This is a genomic window from Janthinobacterium sp. Mn2066 (genome assembly GCF_049319705.1).
Taxonomy (GTDB): domain Bacteria; phylum Pseudomonadota; class Gammaproteobacteria; order Burkholderiales; family Burkholderiaceae_D; genus Janthinobacterium.
Genome location: NZ_JBMOUF010000018.1, coordinates 41,703 through 55,246 on the forward strand (window position 1 = coordinate 41,703; position 13,544 = coordinate 55,246).

The window sequence follows — 13,544 nt, forward strand, 5'->3', positions numbered from 1 at the left end:
GATAAGCACATGACCGCAATTCAAATAACGAATGTAGAAAAGAGCTATAAATCGCTCAAGGCGCTGGGCGGCGTGTCGCTGGCGATCGAGGAGGGCGAGTTTTTCGGCCTGCTCGGTCCCAACGGCGCCGGCAAGACCACCCTCATTTCCATCATCGCCGGCCTGATACGGCCCGATGCGGGCACCGTCAAGATCCATGGCCACGATGTGGTCAAGGATTTCCGCAATGCCCGCCGCAACCTGGGCGTGGTGCCGCAGGAACTGGTGTTCGACCCGTTTTTCACCGTGCGCGAAACCTTGCGCCTGCAGTCCGGCTATTTCGGCCTGCCGAACAATGACAAATGGATCGACGAGGTAATGGAAAACCTCGACCTGACCGGCAAGGCCGACACGAACATGCGCGCCCTGTCCGGCGGCATGAAGCGCCGCGTGCTGGTGGCCCAGGCGCTGGTGCACAAGCCGCCCGTGATCGTGCTCGACGAGCCGACCGCCGGGGTCGACGTGGAGCTGCGCCAGACCCTGTGGAAGTTCATTTCGCGCCTGAACCGCGAAGGCGGCCACACGGTCGTGCTGACCACCCACTACCTGGAAGAGGCGCAAGCCATGTGCCAGCGCGTGGCCATGCTCAAGTCGGGCAAGGTGGTGGCGCTCGACACCATGTCGGCCCTGATCCGCCGCATCGCCGGCTCGCAGCTGCAGGTGCACCTGAAACATGGCGCCTTGCCGGCCGACCTGCAGCACCTGCTGCTGCATCCGGAAGAGCGGCAGGCGCCCAACAAGTTCAGCCTGCGCGTCAATGAATACAGCGAAGTCGAGCAAATCCTGGCCCGCCTGCGCGAGTCGGGCGCCGAAATCGACGAAATGCAATTGCAACAAGCCGACCTGGAAGATATCTTCTTGCAGATCATGGATAAAGGTACCGTATGATTTCGACAGGATTCCGCACCCTCGTCTACAAAGAGACTTTGCGTTTCTGGAAAGTGGCGACGCAAACCGTGGCCGCGCCCGTGCTCACCTCGATGCTGTACCTGCTGGTATTCGGCCACGTGCTCGATGGCCGCGTGCAGCCCAGCCCCGGCATCAGCTATACGGCCTTTCTGATTCCCGGCCTGGTGATGATGAGCGTGCTGCAAAACGCCTTTGCCAATTCCTCGTCCTCGCTGATCCAGTCCAAGATCACGGGCAACCTGGTATTCGTGCTGCTCACGCCCCTGTCGCACTGGGAAATCTTTTCGGCGTATGTGCTCGCTTCGGTCGTGCGCGGCCTGGCGGTGGGCTTTGGCGTATTCGCCATCACCTACTGGTTCGTCGACCTGTCGTTCGTGGCACCGCTGTGGATCGTCATCTTTGCCTTCCTGGGCGCCGCCATGCTGGGCACCATGGGCTTGATCGCCGGTATCTGGGCCGAGAAATTCGACCAGCTGGCCGCCTTCCAGAACTTCCTGATCATGCCGGCGACCTTCTTGTCGGGCGTGTTTTATTCGATCCATTCGCTGCCCGCTTTCTGGCAGACGGTATCGCATCTGAACCCTTTCTTTTACATGATCGACGGCTTCCGCTACGGCTTCTTCGGCACGTCCGACGTCAGCCCATGGATCAGCGTATCGGTGGTCGCCGGTTTCCTGGCGGTGCTGGCGCTGGCGTCGATCCGTCTGCTGAAAAGCGGCTATCGTTTGCGCCACTAATTGCGCCAAGCTCAATTACCATATTATTCAATATCAAGGACTTATCGTGACTACCACCCCAGAACTGATCCATGGCTACCTGTCGGCAGGCCTCGACTGCACCCACCTTGAAGTGGAGGGCGATGGCCAGCACTTCCAGGCCGTGATCGTTTCGCCGCAATTTGCCGGCAAGCGTCTGATCCAGCGCCACCAGATCGTCTACGCGGCGCTGGGCGACCGCATGCGCGAAGAAATCCACGCGCTGTCGATGAAAACCCTGACCCCTGAAGAATTCCAAGGATAAGCAATGGACAAGCTCCTCATCAACGGCGGCAACCGCCTGAACGGCGACATCGCCATCTCCGGCGCGAAAAACGCCGCCCTGCCGATTCTGTGCGCTGGCCTGCTGACCTCGGGCGACCTGGAACTGACGAACGTGCCGAACCTGCACGACGTCTCCACCATGCTGAAATTGCTGGGCCAGACGGGTTTGAAAGTGCAGCAGGACGGCGACCGTGTAGTCTTGAACGGCAGCGCCATCAGCACCCTGGAAGCGCCGTATGAACTGGTGAAAACCATGCGCGCCTCGATCCTGGTGCTGGGCCCCATGCTGGCGCGCTTCGGCGAAGCCAAGGTGTCCTTGCCGGGCGGCTGCGCCATCGGTTCGCGTCCGGTCGACCAGCACATCAAGGGCCTGGAAGCGCTGGGCGCGGAGATCCGCATCGAAGCCGGCTATATCTACGCCAAGTGCGCCAAGCTGAAAGGCGCGCGCATCGTCACCGACATGATCACCGTCACCGGCACCGAGAACCTGCTGATGGCCGCGACCCTGGCCGAAGGCGAGACCATCCTGGAAAACGCCGCCTGCGAACCGGAAGTGACCGACCTGGCGCACCTGCTGGTGGCCATGGGCGCGAAGATCGAAGGCATCGGCACCAACCGCCTGGTGATCCAGGGCGTGCCTGCATTGCACGGCGCCGCCCACGCAGTGATTGCCGACCGCATCGAAACGGGCACTTTCCTGTGCGCCGTGGCCGCCACCGGTGGCGACATCACCCTGCGCAACGTGCGTACCGATATCCTGGACGCGGCGCTCGACAAGCTGCGCGCCATGGGCTTGACGATGACTTTCGGCGCCGACTGGATCCGTGCCGAGATGTCGGCCCGTCCGACCCCGGTCAGCTTCCGCACCACCGAATACCCGGGTTTTCCGACCGATATGCAGGCGCAGTTCATGGCGGTCAACACCATCGCCAATGGCGCCAGCCGCGTCACCGAGACGATCTTTGAAAACCGCTTTATGCACGTACAGGAAATGAACCGCCTGGGCGCCGACATCAGCATCGATGGCAAGACGGCCATCATCACCGGCGTCAAGCAGTTGCGCGGCGCACCCGTGATGGCGACCGATCTGCGTGCTTCGGCGTCCTTGGTGATCGCCGCCCTGGCGGCCGATGGTGAAACCCTGATCGACCGCATCTATCACCTCGACCGTGGCTACGACCGCATGGAAGTGAAACTGTCGGCGGTGGGCGCGAACATCGTGCGCGTCAAATAAATACAACAAGGACTGAGCATGAACGGATCGAACAGTGGCGCCAACGGGCAGCTGATACTGGCGCTCTCAAAAGGCCGCATTTTTGAAGACACCATGCCGCTGCTGGAAGCGGCCGGCATCAAGGTGCTGGAAAACCCGGAGACGTCGCGCAAGCTGATCTTGGCCACCAACGATCCGAACGTGCGCGTCATCATCGTGCGCGCCAGCGACGTGCCCACCTATGTGCAGTACGGCGCGGCCGACTTCGGCGTGGCCGGCAAGGATGTCTTGCTGGAGCATGGCGGCGAAGGCTTGTACCAGCCGATCGACCTCAATATCGCCTCCTGCCGCATGTCGGTGGCGGTGCAGGCGGGCTTCGATTATGAAAAAGCCGTGCACCAGGGCGCGCGCCTGCGCGTGGCCACCAAGTTCGTGCACACGGCGCGCGAGCACTTTGCCGCCAAGGGCGTGCACGTCGATTTGATCAAGCTGTATGGCTCGATGGAGCTGGCGCCGCTGGTCGGTTTGTCCGACGCCATCGTCGACCTGGTCAGCACGGGCAGCACCCTGCGCGCCAACAACCTGGTCGAAGTCGAACACATCATGGAAATTTCGTCGCGCCTGGTGGTGAACCAGGCTGCCTTAAAGCTCAAGCGCGAACGCTTGCAGCCGATTATCGAGGCCTTTGAACGCGCCTCGCAGACCCGATAACAGCAGGAGGCTATGATGCCGCTACAGATACGCAAGCTCGATTCAAGCCAGGATGATTTTCAACAATCGCTCGATACCTTGCTGGCGTTCGAAGCCGGCACCGATGAAGCGATTGAAACGGCGGTCACGAAAATCCTGGCCGACGTGAAAGCGCGCGGCGACGCCGCCGTGCTGGAGTACACCAACCGCTTCGACCGCATTCCCCATGGCGGCGCGGCGGAAATGGCGGCCTTTGATATTTCGCAAGCCGAGCTGCAGGCCGCGCTGAATGGATTGCCATCGGCCCAGCGTGAAGCATTGCAAGTGGCGGCCCAGCGCATCCGCGCTTTTCACGAACGCCAGCGCGAGGAATTGCGCAGCTTTAGCTATACCGAGGCGGATGGCACCGTGCTGGGACAAAAAATCACGCCGCTGGACCGGGTCGGCATCTATGTCCCGGGCGGCAAGGCAGCCTATCCATCGTCGGTGCTGATGAATGCGATTCCGGCCCACGTGGCGGGCGTCAAGGAAATCATCATGGTGGTGCCGACCCCGGACGGCGTGAAAAACCAGATGGTGCTGGCCGCTGCCGCGATTGCCGGCGTGACGCGCGTGATCACCATCGGCGGCGCGCAAGCGGTCGGCGCGCTGGCGTATGGCACGCAGACCATCGCCGCGGTCGACAAGATCGTCGGCCCCGGCAACGCCTATGTGGCGGCCGCCAAGCGCCGCGTGTTCGGCATCGTCGGCATCGACATGATCGCCGGCCCGTCGGAAATCCTTGTCATCTGCGATGGCACGACGGACCCGGACTGGGTGGCGATGGACCTGTTTTCGCAGGCCGAACACGACGAGCTGGCGCAAGCCATTTTGCTGTGCCCGGACGCCGCCTATATCGCGCGCGTAGAGGAAAGCATCCAGAAGCTGTTGCCCACCATGCCGCGCCAGGCCACCATCAGCACCTCGCTGGCCGACCGTGGCGCCTTGGTCAAGGTGCGCGACATGAATGAGGCGTGCGAGATCGCCAACAGCATTGCGGCAGAACACCTGGAAATTTCGGCAGAGAACCCGCAGCAATGGGCCGACCAGATCCGCCATGCGGGCGCCATGTTCCTGGGCCGATTCTCGTCCGAGTCGCTGGGCGACTATTGCTGCGGCCCCAATCACGTGCTGCCGACGTCGCGCACGGCGCGTTTTTCGTCGCCGCTGGGCGTGTACGACTTCCAGAAGCGCTCGTCCATCATCCACGTCAGTGAAGCGGGCGCGCAAACCCTGGGCCGTGTTGCCGCCACGCTGGCGTATGGCGAAGGCTTGCAGGCGCACGCGCGCAGCGCCGAACTGCGTTTGAAGCCGCAGCCATGACGAATATGGCGGACCGGCCGGACTGGCTCAACCGGGTCTATTGCGAAGATGCGCTGGCGGGGCTGGCGCGGATTCCCGATGGTTCGGTGGACCTGATCCTGACCGACCCGCCGTACAACCTGGGCAAGGATTACGGCAATGCCTCGGACCAGCAATCGGTGGCGGACTACCTGCGCTGGACCGAACAATGGATCGATGCGGCGCTGCCCAAGCTGAAAGCCAACGGCAGCCTGTACATTTTTTTGACCTGGCGCTACTCGCCGGAGATTTTCGTCATGCTGAAACAGCGCATGGCGATGATGAACGAGATTATCTGGGACCGCCGCGTGCCATCGATGGGTGGCAGCGTGCGCAGCTTTTCATCGGTGCACGACACCATCGGCTTCTTCGTCAAGCGCAAGGATTACTACTTCGATCTTGATGCGGTGCGCATCGCCTACGACGCGGCCACCAAAAAAGCCCGTTCGCGCTCGATCTTCATCGGCGCGAAATGGCTGGAAGTGGGCTACAACCCGAAAGACTTGTGGAGCGTCTCGCGCTTGCACAAGGAACACCCTGAACGGGCCGATCACCCGACCCAAAAGCCGCTCGAAATCATCGAGCGCATGGTCAAGGCTTCCTGCCCACCCGGCGGTGTCGTACTCGACTTGTTCATGGGCAGCGGCACCACGGCGCTGGCCGCCAAGCGCTGCGGGCGCGATTTCGTCGGTTTTGAATTGAACCCCGATTATTGCGCCATCATCGAACAGCGTTTGACGGCGCAGGAACTGGACATGAGCGCGCCGCCGGCGCCGCTCAAGAAAGCCGCGGCCAAGCGCAAGACTGCCGTGAAAAAAGCCACCGCCGTGAAAAAGCCGGCGGCCAGAAAAACACCGTCCAGGAAGACGCCGGCCGCCGTGCCGGAAGACGTCACCACCTAGACCCTTAAAAAATTATCAGGAGTGCTTGCAGCAATGTCTTTCCTCGATCAGTTAATCAGCAATACGGTACGTGCAGACGTACAGGCGATCGGTAGTTACCATGTGCCCGACGCCAGCGGTTATATCAAACTCGATGCGATGGAAAATCCGTATCTGCTGCCGCAGCATTTGCGCGACGCACTGGGTGCGCGCCTGGCTGGCGCGGTGCTGAACCGCTATCCGCCGTCGTACGCCAGCCTGAAGGCGGCCATCTGCGACAAACTGGGCGTGCCCGCCGGCTACGATGTCTTGCTGGGTAATGGCTCCGATGAATTGATCTCGATCCTGGCCATGGCTTGCGCCGTGCAAGCGCCGTTGCAACAGCGGTCGCGCCGCGCGGTGCTGCTGGCGCCCGTGCCCGGTTTTGTGATGTATGCCCGTTCGGCGCAGTTCGCCGGCATGGATTTTGTCGGCGTGCCTTTGCTTGCCGACCTGAGCCTCGATATCGACGCCATGCTGGCCGCCATCGAACAGCACCGCCCGGCGCTGGTGTTCCTGGCGTATCCGAACAACCCGACCGGCAACCTGTTCAGCGTGGCCGATATCGAGCGCATCATCGCCGCCCTGGGCGACACCGGTATCGCGGTGGTCGATGAAGCGTACGAACCGTTCGCGCAGCAGAGCTTCATGGGCCGCTTGCCGGAATTCGAGAACCTGGTGGTGATGCGCACCGTGTCGAAACTGGGCCTGGCCGGCATCCGTCTCGGTTATATGTCGGCGGCGCCAGCCTTGCTGGCCCAGTTTGAAAAAGTGCGTCCGCCGTATAACGTCAACGTGCTGACGCAGGCGGCCGCTGAATTTGCGCTGGAACACATCGACGTGCTCAATGCACAGGCGGCCTTGCTCAACAGCGCACGCGATGCGCTGGCCGAACAATTGGCGGCCTTGCCCGGCGTGACCGTGTTTCCCTCCAAGGCAAATTTTCTTTTGATACGCGTGCCAGATTCCGACGATGTCCATGCCAAATTGCTTGCTCACCGGGTATTAATCAAAAATGTGAGTAAAATGCATGCAGTGCTGGCCAATTGCCTGCGCATCAGCGTCAGCACGCCAGAAGAAAATGCCGTCTTTTTCAATGCCTTCAAAGCATCCCTCGTTTAGCCTACCGCCAGAGTCCCGCCATGAACCGCACCGCAGAAATCACGCGTAACACCAACGAGACGCAAGTACGCGTCGCCCTCAACCTCGATGGCACCGGCCAGCAAAAGCTGAACACCGGCGTGCCCTTCCTCGACCATATGCTGGACCAGATCGCCCGCCATGGCTTGATCGACCTGGACATTGAAGCGACGGGCGACGTGCATATCGATAACCATCATACGGTGGAAGACGTGGGCATTACCCTGGGCATGGCGGTGGCCAAGGCCATCGGCGACAAGAAGGGCATCCGCCGTTATGGCCATGCCTATGTGCCGCTCGATGAAGCGCTGTCGCGCGTGGTGCTCGATTTTTCGGGCCGCCCAGGCATCGAATACCACATCCCTTTTACGCGCGCCATGATCGCCGGCTTCGATGTCGACCTGACCTTGGAGTTTTTCCGCGGCTTCGTCAACCATGCGGGCGTGACCTTGCATATCGACAACTTGCGCGGCACCAATGCCCATCACCAGTGCGAAACCGTGTTCAAGGCCTTTGGCCGCGCCCTGCGCATGGCTGCCGAGCTCGACGAGCGCGCAGCCGGCATCATCCCATCGACCAAGGGCAGCCTGTAAGCTGACCTTGACTCCTGGCTAGTAGATTCTTACATTAAAACACATGAATAAAATTGTGGTGGTGGATTACGGCATGGGCAATCTGCGCTCGGTAGCGCAAGCCTTGCGGGCCGTGGCGCCGGAAGCGGACGTGTGCATTTCCGGACAGGTGGCCGATATCGACAGCGCCGACCGTATCGTCTTGCCGGGCCAGGGCGCCATGCCCGACTGCATGCGCAGCCTGCGCGAATCGGGCGTGCTGGACGCCTTGCTGCGGGCCGCCGACAGCAAGCCCGTGCTGGGTGTGTGCATCGGCGAGCAAATGCTGTTCGACAGCAGCGAAGAAGGTGATGCGGCCGGTTTGGGCTTGCTGCCAGGCAAAGTCGTGCGTTTCCAGCTCGACGGCCAGGTGCAGGAAGACGGTTCGCGCTTCAAGGTGCCGCAGATGGGCTGGAACCAAGTGCACCAAACGGCGTCCCATGCCATGTGGGATGGCATCGCCGATGATGCTTATTTTTATTTTGTGCACAGCTACTTTGCTCAGCCTCAAGTGGCGGCCCACACGGTCGGCCAGACTGTCTACGGCAAGCCGTTCGCTTGCGCCGTCGCCCGTGATAATATTTTCGCGACCCAGTTCCATCCTGAAAAAAGCGCTGCCGCAGGTCTGCAGCTGTACAAGAATTTCGTTCACTGGCAACCTTGATTTTCATTTGACCCTCCCAGCTACTTTTACTTACCTTTATAACCCTGACCACAACGACCATGCTGCTCATTCCCGCCATCGACCTGAAAGACGGTCACTGCGTACGCCTGAAACAAGGCGATATGGAACTTGCCACCGTATTTTCCGAAGATCCTGCTGAAATGGCGCGCCATTGGCTGCAGCAAGGCGCGCGGCGGCTGCATCTGGTCGACTTGAACGGCGCGTTTGCCGGCAAGCCGAAAAATGAAGGCGCCGTGAAAGCCATCCTGAAAGCCGTGCAGGATTTTGCGCTGGAAAACGATATCGAAGAAATTCCCGTGCAACTGGGGGGCGGCATCCGCGATCTCGACACCATCGAGCGCTACCTGGACGCCGGCATCAGCTATATCATCATCGGCACGGCGGCCGTGAAAAGCCCGGGTTTCCTGCACGACGCCTGCAGCGCCTTCCCCGGCCATATCATCGTCGGCCTGGACGCCAAGGATGGCAAGGTGGCGACCGATGGCTGGAGCAAGATGTCGGGCCACGAAGTGATCGACCTGGCCAAGAAATTCGAAGCGTATGGCGTGGAATCGATTATTTACACGGATATCGGCCGTGACGGCATGATGGGCGGTATCAATATCGACGCCACCGTCAAGCTGGCGCAAGCGGTCAAGATTCCCGTCATCGCCTCGGGCGGCCTGCACAATATCGGCGACGTGGAAGCCTTGTGCGCGGTGCAGGCCGAAGGCATCGAAGGCGTGATTTGCGGCCGTTCGATTTATGAAGGCACGATCGATCTGGCGCAGGCGCAAGAACGCGCCGACGAACTGAGCGACGAGGCTGTTTAAGCCAGCCTGGCCGGGGAGGCGCATGCCTTCCCTGGCCAAGCGACAATTGGATACCATCATGCTTGCAAAACGAATTATCCCCTGCCTGGACGTGACCAATGGCCGCGTCGTCAAAGGCGTCAATTTCACGGAATTGCGCGACGCGGGCGATCCGGTGGAAATTGCCCGCCGTTATGACGAGCAGGGCGCCGATGAAATCACTTTCCTCGACATCACCGCTTCCAGCGATAACCGCGGCCTGATCTTCGACATCATCGAAGCGGTCGCCTCGCAAGTGTTCATTCCGCTGACGGTGGGCGGTGGCGTGCGCGTGGTGGAAGACGTGCGCCGCCTGCTCAATGCGGGCGCCGACAAGGTCAGCATCAATACCTCGGCCGTGACCAACCCGCAACTGGTGTATGAAGCCTCGCAAAAGCACGGCTCGCAATGCATCGTGGTCGCCATTGACGCAAAACAAGTGTCGCCCGGCAAGTGGGAAGTATTTACCCATGGCGGGCGCAATGCCACCGGCCTCGATGCGTTCGAATGGGCGCGTAAAATGGAAAGCCTGGGCGCTGGCGAAATCTTGCTCACCAGCATGGACCGCGACGGCACCAAGGTGGGCTTCGACCTGGGCCTGACGCGCGGAGTGTCCGATGCGGTCAGCATCCCCGTGATCGCCTCGGGCGGCGTGGGTGGCTTGCAGGATCTGGCCGACGGCATCAAGATTGGCAAGGCTGATGCGGTATTGGCTGCCAGTATTTTTCACTATGGTCAGCACACGGTGCAGGAAGCCAAGCGTTTCATGGCGCAGCAGGGCATTCCCATGCGGTTGAGCTGATAGGATATGAATAACATGCAAAACGGAACTATCGTGTCTAGCAATGCAAAGTGGCTGAAAAAGGTCAAGTGGGACGAGCACGGCCTGGTGCCGGTGATCGCGCAGGAGGCGGGCAGCAATGACGTGCTGATGTTTGCCTGGATGAACCGTGACGCGCTGGCGCGTACGGTGGAGCTCGGCGAAGCCGTGTACTGGAGCCGTTCGCGCAAGAAACTGTGGCACAAGGGCGAAGAGTCGGGCCATACGCAGAAAGTGCTGGAAATCCGTCTCGATTGCGATGAGGACGTGGTCTTGCTGAAGATCGAGCAGGCGGGCGGCATCGCCTGCCATACGGGCCGCCATTCGTGTTTCTTCCAGAAATTCGAAGGCGACGAGAAAACGGGCGAGTGGCAAGTCACCGATCCCGTGCTGAAAGACCCGGAAACGATCTACGCGGACACAAAAAAATGAGTGAAACCTTGAAACGCCTGGCCGCCGTGATCGAATCGCGCAAGCTGGCCAATGGCGGCGATCCTGCCACCTCGTACGTGGCGCGCTTGTTCGCCAAGGGCGACGATGCGATCCTGAAAAAAATCGGCGAGGAAGCGACGGAAACAGTGATGGCCGCCAAGGATGCGCGGCGCGACAATGACCCGTCGAAAGTGTTGTACGAGTGCGCCGACCTGTGGTTTCATAGCCTGGTGATGCTGGCCCAGTTCGACTTGACCCCGCAACAGGTGCTCGATGAGCTGGCGCGCCGCGAAGGCTTGTCGGGCCTCGACGAAAAAGCTGCGCGTACAGATACGCCTGATACGCCGCATCAACCCTGATCATTCTGGAGACTGCGTGGATAACTGTATTTTCTGCAAAATTGCTGCGAAAAAAATTCCATCGACCATCGTCTATGAAGACGATGATTTGCTGGCCTTCAAGGATATCAATCCGGCCGCGCCCGTGCACTTGCTGCTGATTCCGAAACGCCATGTATCGACCTTGTCCGAGTGCGACGACAGCCATACGGAAGTGCTGGGCAAGCTGCTGCGCCTGGCGCCGAAACTGGCGGCCGAGTTCGGCTGCGCGGTCAGCTACGACGCCGATGGCGTACCGTCGGGTGGCTTCAAGACCATGATCAACAGCGGCCCCGATGGCGGGCAAGAGGTGTATCACCTGCACATGCACGTGTATGGCGGCCCGCGTCCATGGCGTGGCCAGCACTGATTTCGCTGCGCGCCGGGTTCGCGTGTATACTGTCTGCATAGTTTGATGCGATCCGGGCGCCGTCCCGCAAGGAGAATATGATGGGTTCATTGAGTATTTGGCACTGGCTGATCGTTCTGGTCATTGTGATGCTGGTCTTTGGCACCAAGAAACTGGGCAATATCGGTGGTGATATTGGCAAGGCCGTCAAAGGCTTCAAGGATGGCGTCAAGGGCGAGGATGAAACCCCGCCAGCAAACACCCCTGCTGCCACGCCATCGCAAGTGGCCGACAAAACCACGATCGACGTGGATACGAAAGAGAAAAGCAAGTTCTGATAGCGGGGCGGGACCAGTTTCCTGCCTGGCCACAGCACTTGTACGCTTATGATCGATCTCGGTCTTTCTAAAATCGCCATCATCGGCGTGGTTGCCCTGATAGTCATCGGCCCTGAAAAGTTGCCGAAAGTAGCCCGCATGGCCGGCACCCTGTATGGCCGTGCGCAGCGCTACCTGAATCAGGTGAAATCCGAAGTCACCCGTGAAATTGAATTGGAAGAGCTGAAAAACCTGCAGAAGGAAGTGCAGGACGCAGCGCATTCCGTCAAGCAAAGCGTGGAGCAATCCATGCATGGCCTGGAAAATTCTATCTCTGGCAACATTTCCTCTATGGAAGATAGCTGGCGCGGCAATAACGACCACTATGGCGAGCCGGGTGGCGATGCGCATGAAGCCATGCTGCGCGCTACCAAGGATGAGCTGGCCCGCAAGGCGCGCGAATTCCGCCGCAAGAAACTGGTGCGCAATTCGGCCGTGCCGGGCTGGTACAAACACCGTCATGGCGGCAAGATGCATGTGCAATCGGGCGCCGCGCGCGTGGCCCGCTTCCGTCCCCGTAGCACCACTTCCTCGACGTCCTTTTACTCATGAGTAACAAAGCTCCGCTGGAAGAAACGTTTATCTCGCATCTGGTCGAGCTGCGCAACCGCCTGGTCAAGGCCTCGATCGGCTTTGCCGTCGTCTGTGCCGTGCTGTTTTACTGGCCCGGCGCCGCGCACATCTATGACTTTATCGCCGAACCCATGCTGGCCGCGCTGCCGGCCGGCTCGAAACTGATCGCCACCGGTGTGGTGTCGCCCTTCCTGATCCCCATGAAGGTGACCTTGCTGCTGGGCTTTATTGTTTCCTTGCCATGGGTCTTGTACCAGCTGTGGGCGTTTATTGCGCCTGGCTTGTACACGCATGAAAAGCGCCTGATTGCGCCGCTGGTGATTTCCTCGTCGCTGCTGTTCATCGCCGGCGTGGCCTTCTGTTATTTCTTCGTGTTTGGCCGCGTATTCCACTTCATCAGCAATTTCGCGCCCGCCTCGATAGCCGTCACGCCCGATATCGAAAATTATCTCGATTTCGTCATGTCGATGTGCCTGGCGTTTGGCGCCACGTTTGAAGTGCCGGTGGTGGTGGTAATCCTGGTGCGCATGGGCCTGGTGAGCATCGCCAAGCTCAAGCAAATGCGTCCTTACGTGATCGTCGGCGCCTTCGTGATCGCCGCCATCGTCACGCCGCCCGACGTGGTCAGCCAGTTTTCGCTGGCCATCCCCATGTGGCTGCTGTTCGAACTGGGCTTGCTGGTGGCGCCTATCTTTGTGAAAGCCACGCAAGCGCCCGAAGAAGCTTCCTGAATTGCTCGCTATTGACATGAAAAAGCCGCTGACTTCGCAAGAAGCAGCGGCTTTTTTGTCGATGGACTAAAACGCTATTGCAGCACGCTATTGCAACATCAATTTGCTCAAGATGCCCAGGTTCAGGAGGATCAGGGTGCTCATCATCCAGTAGACATGTTTCATGTCCGCGCCCTGACGCAAGTCCATGCGTTCGAGCCGGCCATGGAGCTGCTGTTCGCCAAGCTTGATCGCGGACAGCAGGTTTTGTTCCAGTGCAGACAGTTCACCGCGTGCCACGGCGGATGACGCCAGTGCATTGCCCAAGGCGGCTGCATGGGCTTCCGCCTGCGGTGCGGGGATGCCGGCAGAGGATAATTTTTTTGCGTAATCGAGCGTATCGAATTGGATGGTCATGTTCATGATGCTCCCTGCCTTCCAGCGTAGCA

At 60.1% G+C, this 13,544-nt stretch carries 19 protein-coding genes; 18 read left to right on the top strand and 1 reads right to left on the bottom strand.

Features of this window, described 5'->3' with window-relative positions; translation table 11 throughout:
• The first annotated feature begins 9 nt into the window (after positions 1-9).
• From ACL9RI_RS26115 to tatC, 18 genes are all read left to right on the top strand, one after another.
• Entirely contained in the window at positions 10-927 is a 918-nt protein-coding gene (locus ACL9RI_RS26115; RefSeq protein ID WP_422729382.1) for an ABC transporter ATP-binding protein, read from the top strand.
• Positions 924-1,685: an ABC transporter permease gene (locus ACL9RI_RS26120; protein WP_422729383.1), complete on the top strand. Its 762-nt coding sequence runs from the start codon at positions 924-926 to the stop codon at positions 1,683-1,685. Before ACL9RI_RS26115 ends, ACL9RI_RS26120 begins: the two co-directional genes overlap by 4 nt.
• A 46-nt stretch (positions 1,686-1,731) precedes the next feature.
• Complete coding sequence (locus tag ACL9RI_RS26125) at positions 1,732-1,968, top strand: BolA family protein (protein ID WP_314627708.1); 237 nt, start codon at positions 1,732-1,734, stop codon at positions 1,966-1,968.
• Between the two features lie 3 nt (positions 1,969-1,971).
• Positions 1,972-3,222, top strand: a complete 1,251-nt coding sequence (murA, locus tag ACL9RI_RS26130) for a UDP-N-acetylglucosamine 1-carboxyvinyltransferase (protein WP_422729384.1) — start codon at positions 1,972-1,974, stop codon at positions 3,220-3,222.
• Positions 3,223-3,240: 18 nt separating this feature from the next.
• Positions 3,241-3,912 (top strand): ATP phosphoribosyltransferase, encoded by a 672-nt coding sequence (hisG, locus tag ACL9RI_RS26135; protein ID WP_183741606.1) that lies wholly within the window; start codon positions 3,241-3,243, stop codon positions 3,910-3,912.
• Positions 3,913-3,927: 15 nt separating this feature from the next.
• Complete coding sequence (gene hisD / locus ACL9RI_RS26140; protein ID WP_422729385.1) at positions 3,928-5,253, top strand: histidinol dehydrogenase; 1,326 nt, start codon at positions 3,928-3,930, stop codon at positions 5,251-5,253.
• 5 nt (positions 5,254-5,258) lie between these two features.
• Entirely contained in the window at positions 5,259-6,173 is a 915-nt protein-coding gene (locus ACL9RI_RS26145) for a DNA-methyltransferase (RefSeq protein ID WP_422729425.1), read from the top strand.
• A gap of 33 nt (positions 6,174-6,206) precedes the next feature.
• Positions 6,207-7,313: a histidinol-phosphate transaminase gene (hisC, locus tag ACL9RI_RS26150; RefSeq protein ID WP_422729386.1), complete on the top strand. Its 1,107-nt coding sequence runs from the start codon at positions 6,207-6,209 to the stop codon at positions 7,311-7,313.
• Positions 7,314-7,333: 20 nt separating this feature from the next.
• On the top strand, positions 7,334-7,924 hold the full coding sequence (hisB, locus tag ACL9RI_RS26155; protein WP_010402123.1) for an imidazoleglycerol-phosphate dehydratase HisB: 591 nt from the start codon (positions 7,334-7,336) through the stop codon (positions 7,922-7,924).
• A 43-nt stretch (positions 7,925-7,967) separates the two neighbouring features.
• The gene (hisH, locus tag ACL9RI_RS26160) at positions 7,968-8,606 is read left to right on the top strand and encodes an imidazole glycerol phosphate synthase subunit HisH (RefSeq protein WP_422729387.1); all 639 of its coding nucleotides are present in this window, start codon (positions 7,968-7,970) and stop codon (positions 8,604-8,606) included.
• Positions 8,607-8,665: 59 nt separating this feature from the next.
• Positions 8,666-9,439: a 1-(5-phosphoribosyl)-5-[(5-phosphoribosylamino)methylideneamino]imidazole-4-carboxamide isomerase gene (hisA, locus tag ACL9RI_RS26165; RefSeq protein WP_422729388.1), complete on the top strand. Its 774-nt coding sequence runs from the start codon at positions 8,666-8,668 to the stop codon at positions 9,437-9,439.
• A gap of 58 nt (positions 9,440-9,497) precedes the next feature.
• Positions 9,498-10,259, top strand: coding sequence for an imidazole glycerol phosphate synthase subunit HisF (gene hisF, locus ACL9RI_RS26170; RefSeq protein WP_183682568.1), 762 nt, complete (start codon positions 9,498-9,500; stop codon positions 10,257-10,259).
• Between the two features lie 33 nt (positions 10,260-10,292).
• Positions 10,293-10,709 (top strand): phosphoribosyl-AMP cyclohydrolase, encoded by a 417-nt coding sequence (gene hisI, locus ACL9RI_RS26175; protein ID WP_183741596.1) that lies wholly within the window; start codon positions 10,293-10,295, stop codon positions 10,707-10,709.
• A complete protein-coding gene (locus ACL9RI_RS26180; protein WP_422729389.1) occupies positions 10,706-11,068 on the top strand; it encodes a phosphoribosyl-ATP diphosphatase in 363 nt (120 codons plus the stop codon). The genes hisI and ACL9RI_RS26180 overlap by 4 nt, the downstream gene beginning before the upstream one ends.
• Positions 11,069-11,084: 16 nt before the next feature.
• Positions 11,085-11,456 (top strand): histidine triad nucleotide-binding protein, encoded by a 372-nt coding sequence (locus ACL9RI_RS26185; RefSeq protein ID WP_422729390.1) that lies wholly within the window; start codon positions 11,085-11,087, stop codon positions 11,454-11,456.
• Positions 11,457-11,536: 80 nt separating this feature from the next.
• The gene (gene tatA / locus ACL9RI_RS26190) at positions 11,537-11,773 is read left to right on the top strand and encodes a Sec-independent protein translocase subunit TatA (RefSeq protein WP_422729391.1); all 237 of its coding nucleotides are present in this window, start codon (positions 11,537-11,539) and stop codon (positions 11,771-11,773) included.
• A gap of 48 nt (positions 11,774-11,821) precedes the next feature.
• Complete coding sequence (tatB, locus tag ACL9RI_RS26195) at positions 11,822-12,364, top strand: Sec-independent protein translocase protein TatB (RefSeq protein WP_422729392.1); 543 nt, start codon at positions 11,822-11,824, stop codon at positions 12,362-12,364.
• Entirely contained in the window at positions 12,361-13,116 is a 756-nt protein-coding gene (tatC, locus tag ACL9RI_RS26200; protein WP_183682585.1) for a twin-arginine translocase subunit TatC, read from the top strand. Before tatB ends, tatC begins: the two co-directional genes overlap by 4 nt.
• Before the next feature lie 87 nt (positions 13,117-13,203).
• Here the strand turns inward: tatC and ACL9RI_RS26205 are convergent, their stop codons facing one another.
• A complete protein-coding gene (locus tag ACL9RI_RS26205) occupies positions 13,204-13,518 on the bottom strand; it encodes a hypothetical protein (RefSeq protein WP_422729393.1) in 315 nt (104 codons plus the stop codon).
• Positions 13,519-13,544 lie beyond the last annotated feature (26 nt).

Bases quoted from the DNA above. Each gene is read 5' to 3' on its own strand.
- hisD (WP_422729385.1), top strand. From the start codon at position 3,928: ATGCCGCTACAGATACGCAAGCTCGATTCAAGCCAGGATGATTTTCAA.
- hisG (WP_183741606.1), top strand. From the start codon at position 3,241: ATGAACGGATCGAACAGTGGCGCCAACGGGCAGCTGATACTGGCGCTC.
- ACL9RI_RS26120 (WP_422729383.1), top strand. From the start codon at position 924: ATGATTTCGACAGGATTCCGCACCCTCGTCTACAAAGAGACTTTGCGT.
- tatB (WP_422729392.1), top strand. From the start codon at position 11,822: ATGATCGATCTCGGTCTTTCTAAAATCGCCATCATCGGCGTGGTTGCC.
- tatA (WP_422729391.1), top strand. From the start codon at position 11,537: ATGGGTTCATTGAGTATTTGGCACTGGCTGATCGTTCTGGTCATTGTG.
- hisA (WP_422729388.1), top strand. From the start codon at position 8,666: ATGCTGCTCATTCCCGCCATCGACCTGAAAGACGGTCACTGCGTACGC.
- ACL9RI_RS26180 (WP_422729389.1), top strand. From the start codon at position 10,706: ATGAGTGAAACCTTGAAACGCCTGGCCGCCGTGATCGAATCGCGCAAG.
- murA (WP_422729384.1), top strand. From the start codon at position 1,972: ATGGACAAGCTCCTCATCAACGGCGGCAACCGCCTGAACGGCGACATC.
- ACL9RI_RS26115 (WP_422729382.1), top strand. From the start codon at position 10: ATGACCGCAATTCAAATAACGAATGTAGAAAAGAGCTATAAATCGCTC.
- hisH (WP_422729387.1), top strand. From the start codon at position 7,968: ATGAATAAAATTGTGGTGGTGGATTACGGCATGGGCAATCTGCGCTCG.
- hisC (WP_422729386.1), top strand. From the start codon at position 6,207: ATGTCTTTCCTCGATCAGTTAATCAGCAATACGGTACGTGCAGACGTA.
- tatC (WP_183682585.1), top strand. From the start codon at position 12,361: ATGAGTAACAAAGCTCCGCTGGAAGAAACGTTTATCTCGCATCTGGTC.
- hisB (WP_010402123.1), top strand. From the start codon at position 7,334: ATGAACCGCACCGCAGAAATCACGCGTAACACCAACGAGACGCAAGTA.
- hisF (WP_183682568.1), top strand. From the start codon at position 9,498: ATGCTTGCAAAACGAATTATCCCCTGCCTGGACGTGACCAATGGCCGC.
- ACL9RI_RS26145 (WP_422729425.1), top strand. From the start codon at position 5,259: ATGGCGGACCGGCCGGACTGGCTCAACCGGGTCTATTGCGAAGATGCG.
- ACL9RI_RS26205 (WP_422729393.1), bottom strand. From the start codon at position 13,518: ATGAACATGACCATCCAATTCGATACGCTCGATTACGCAAAAAAATTA.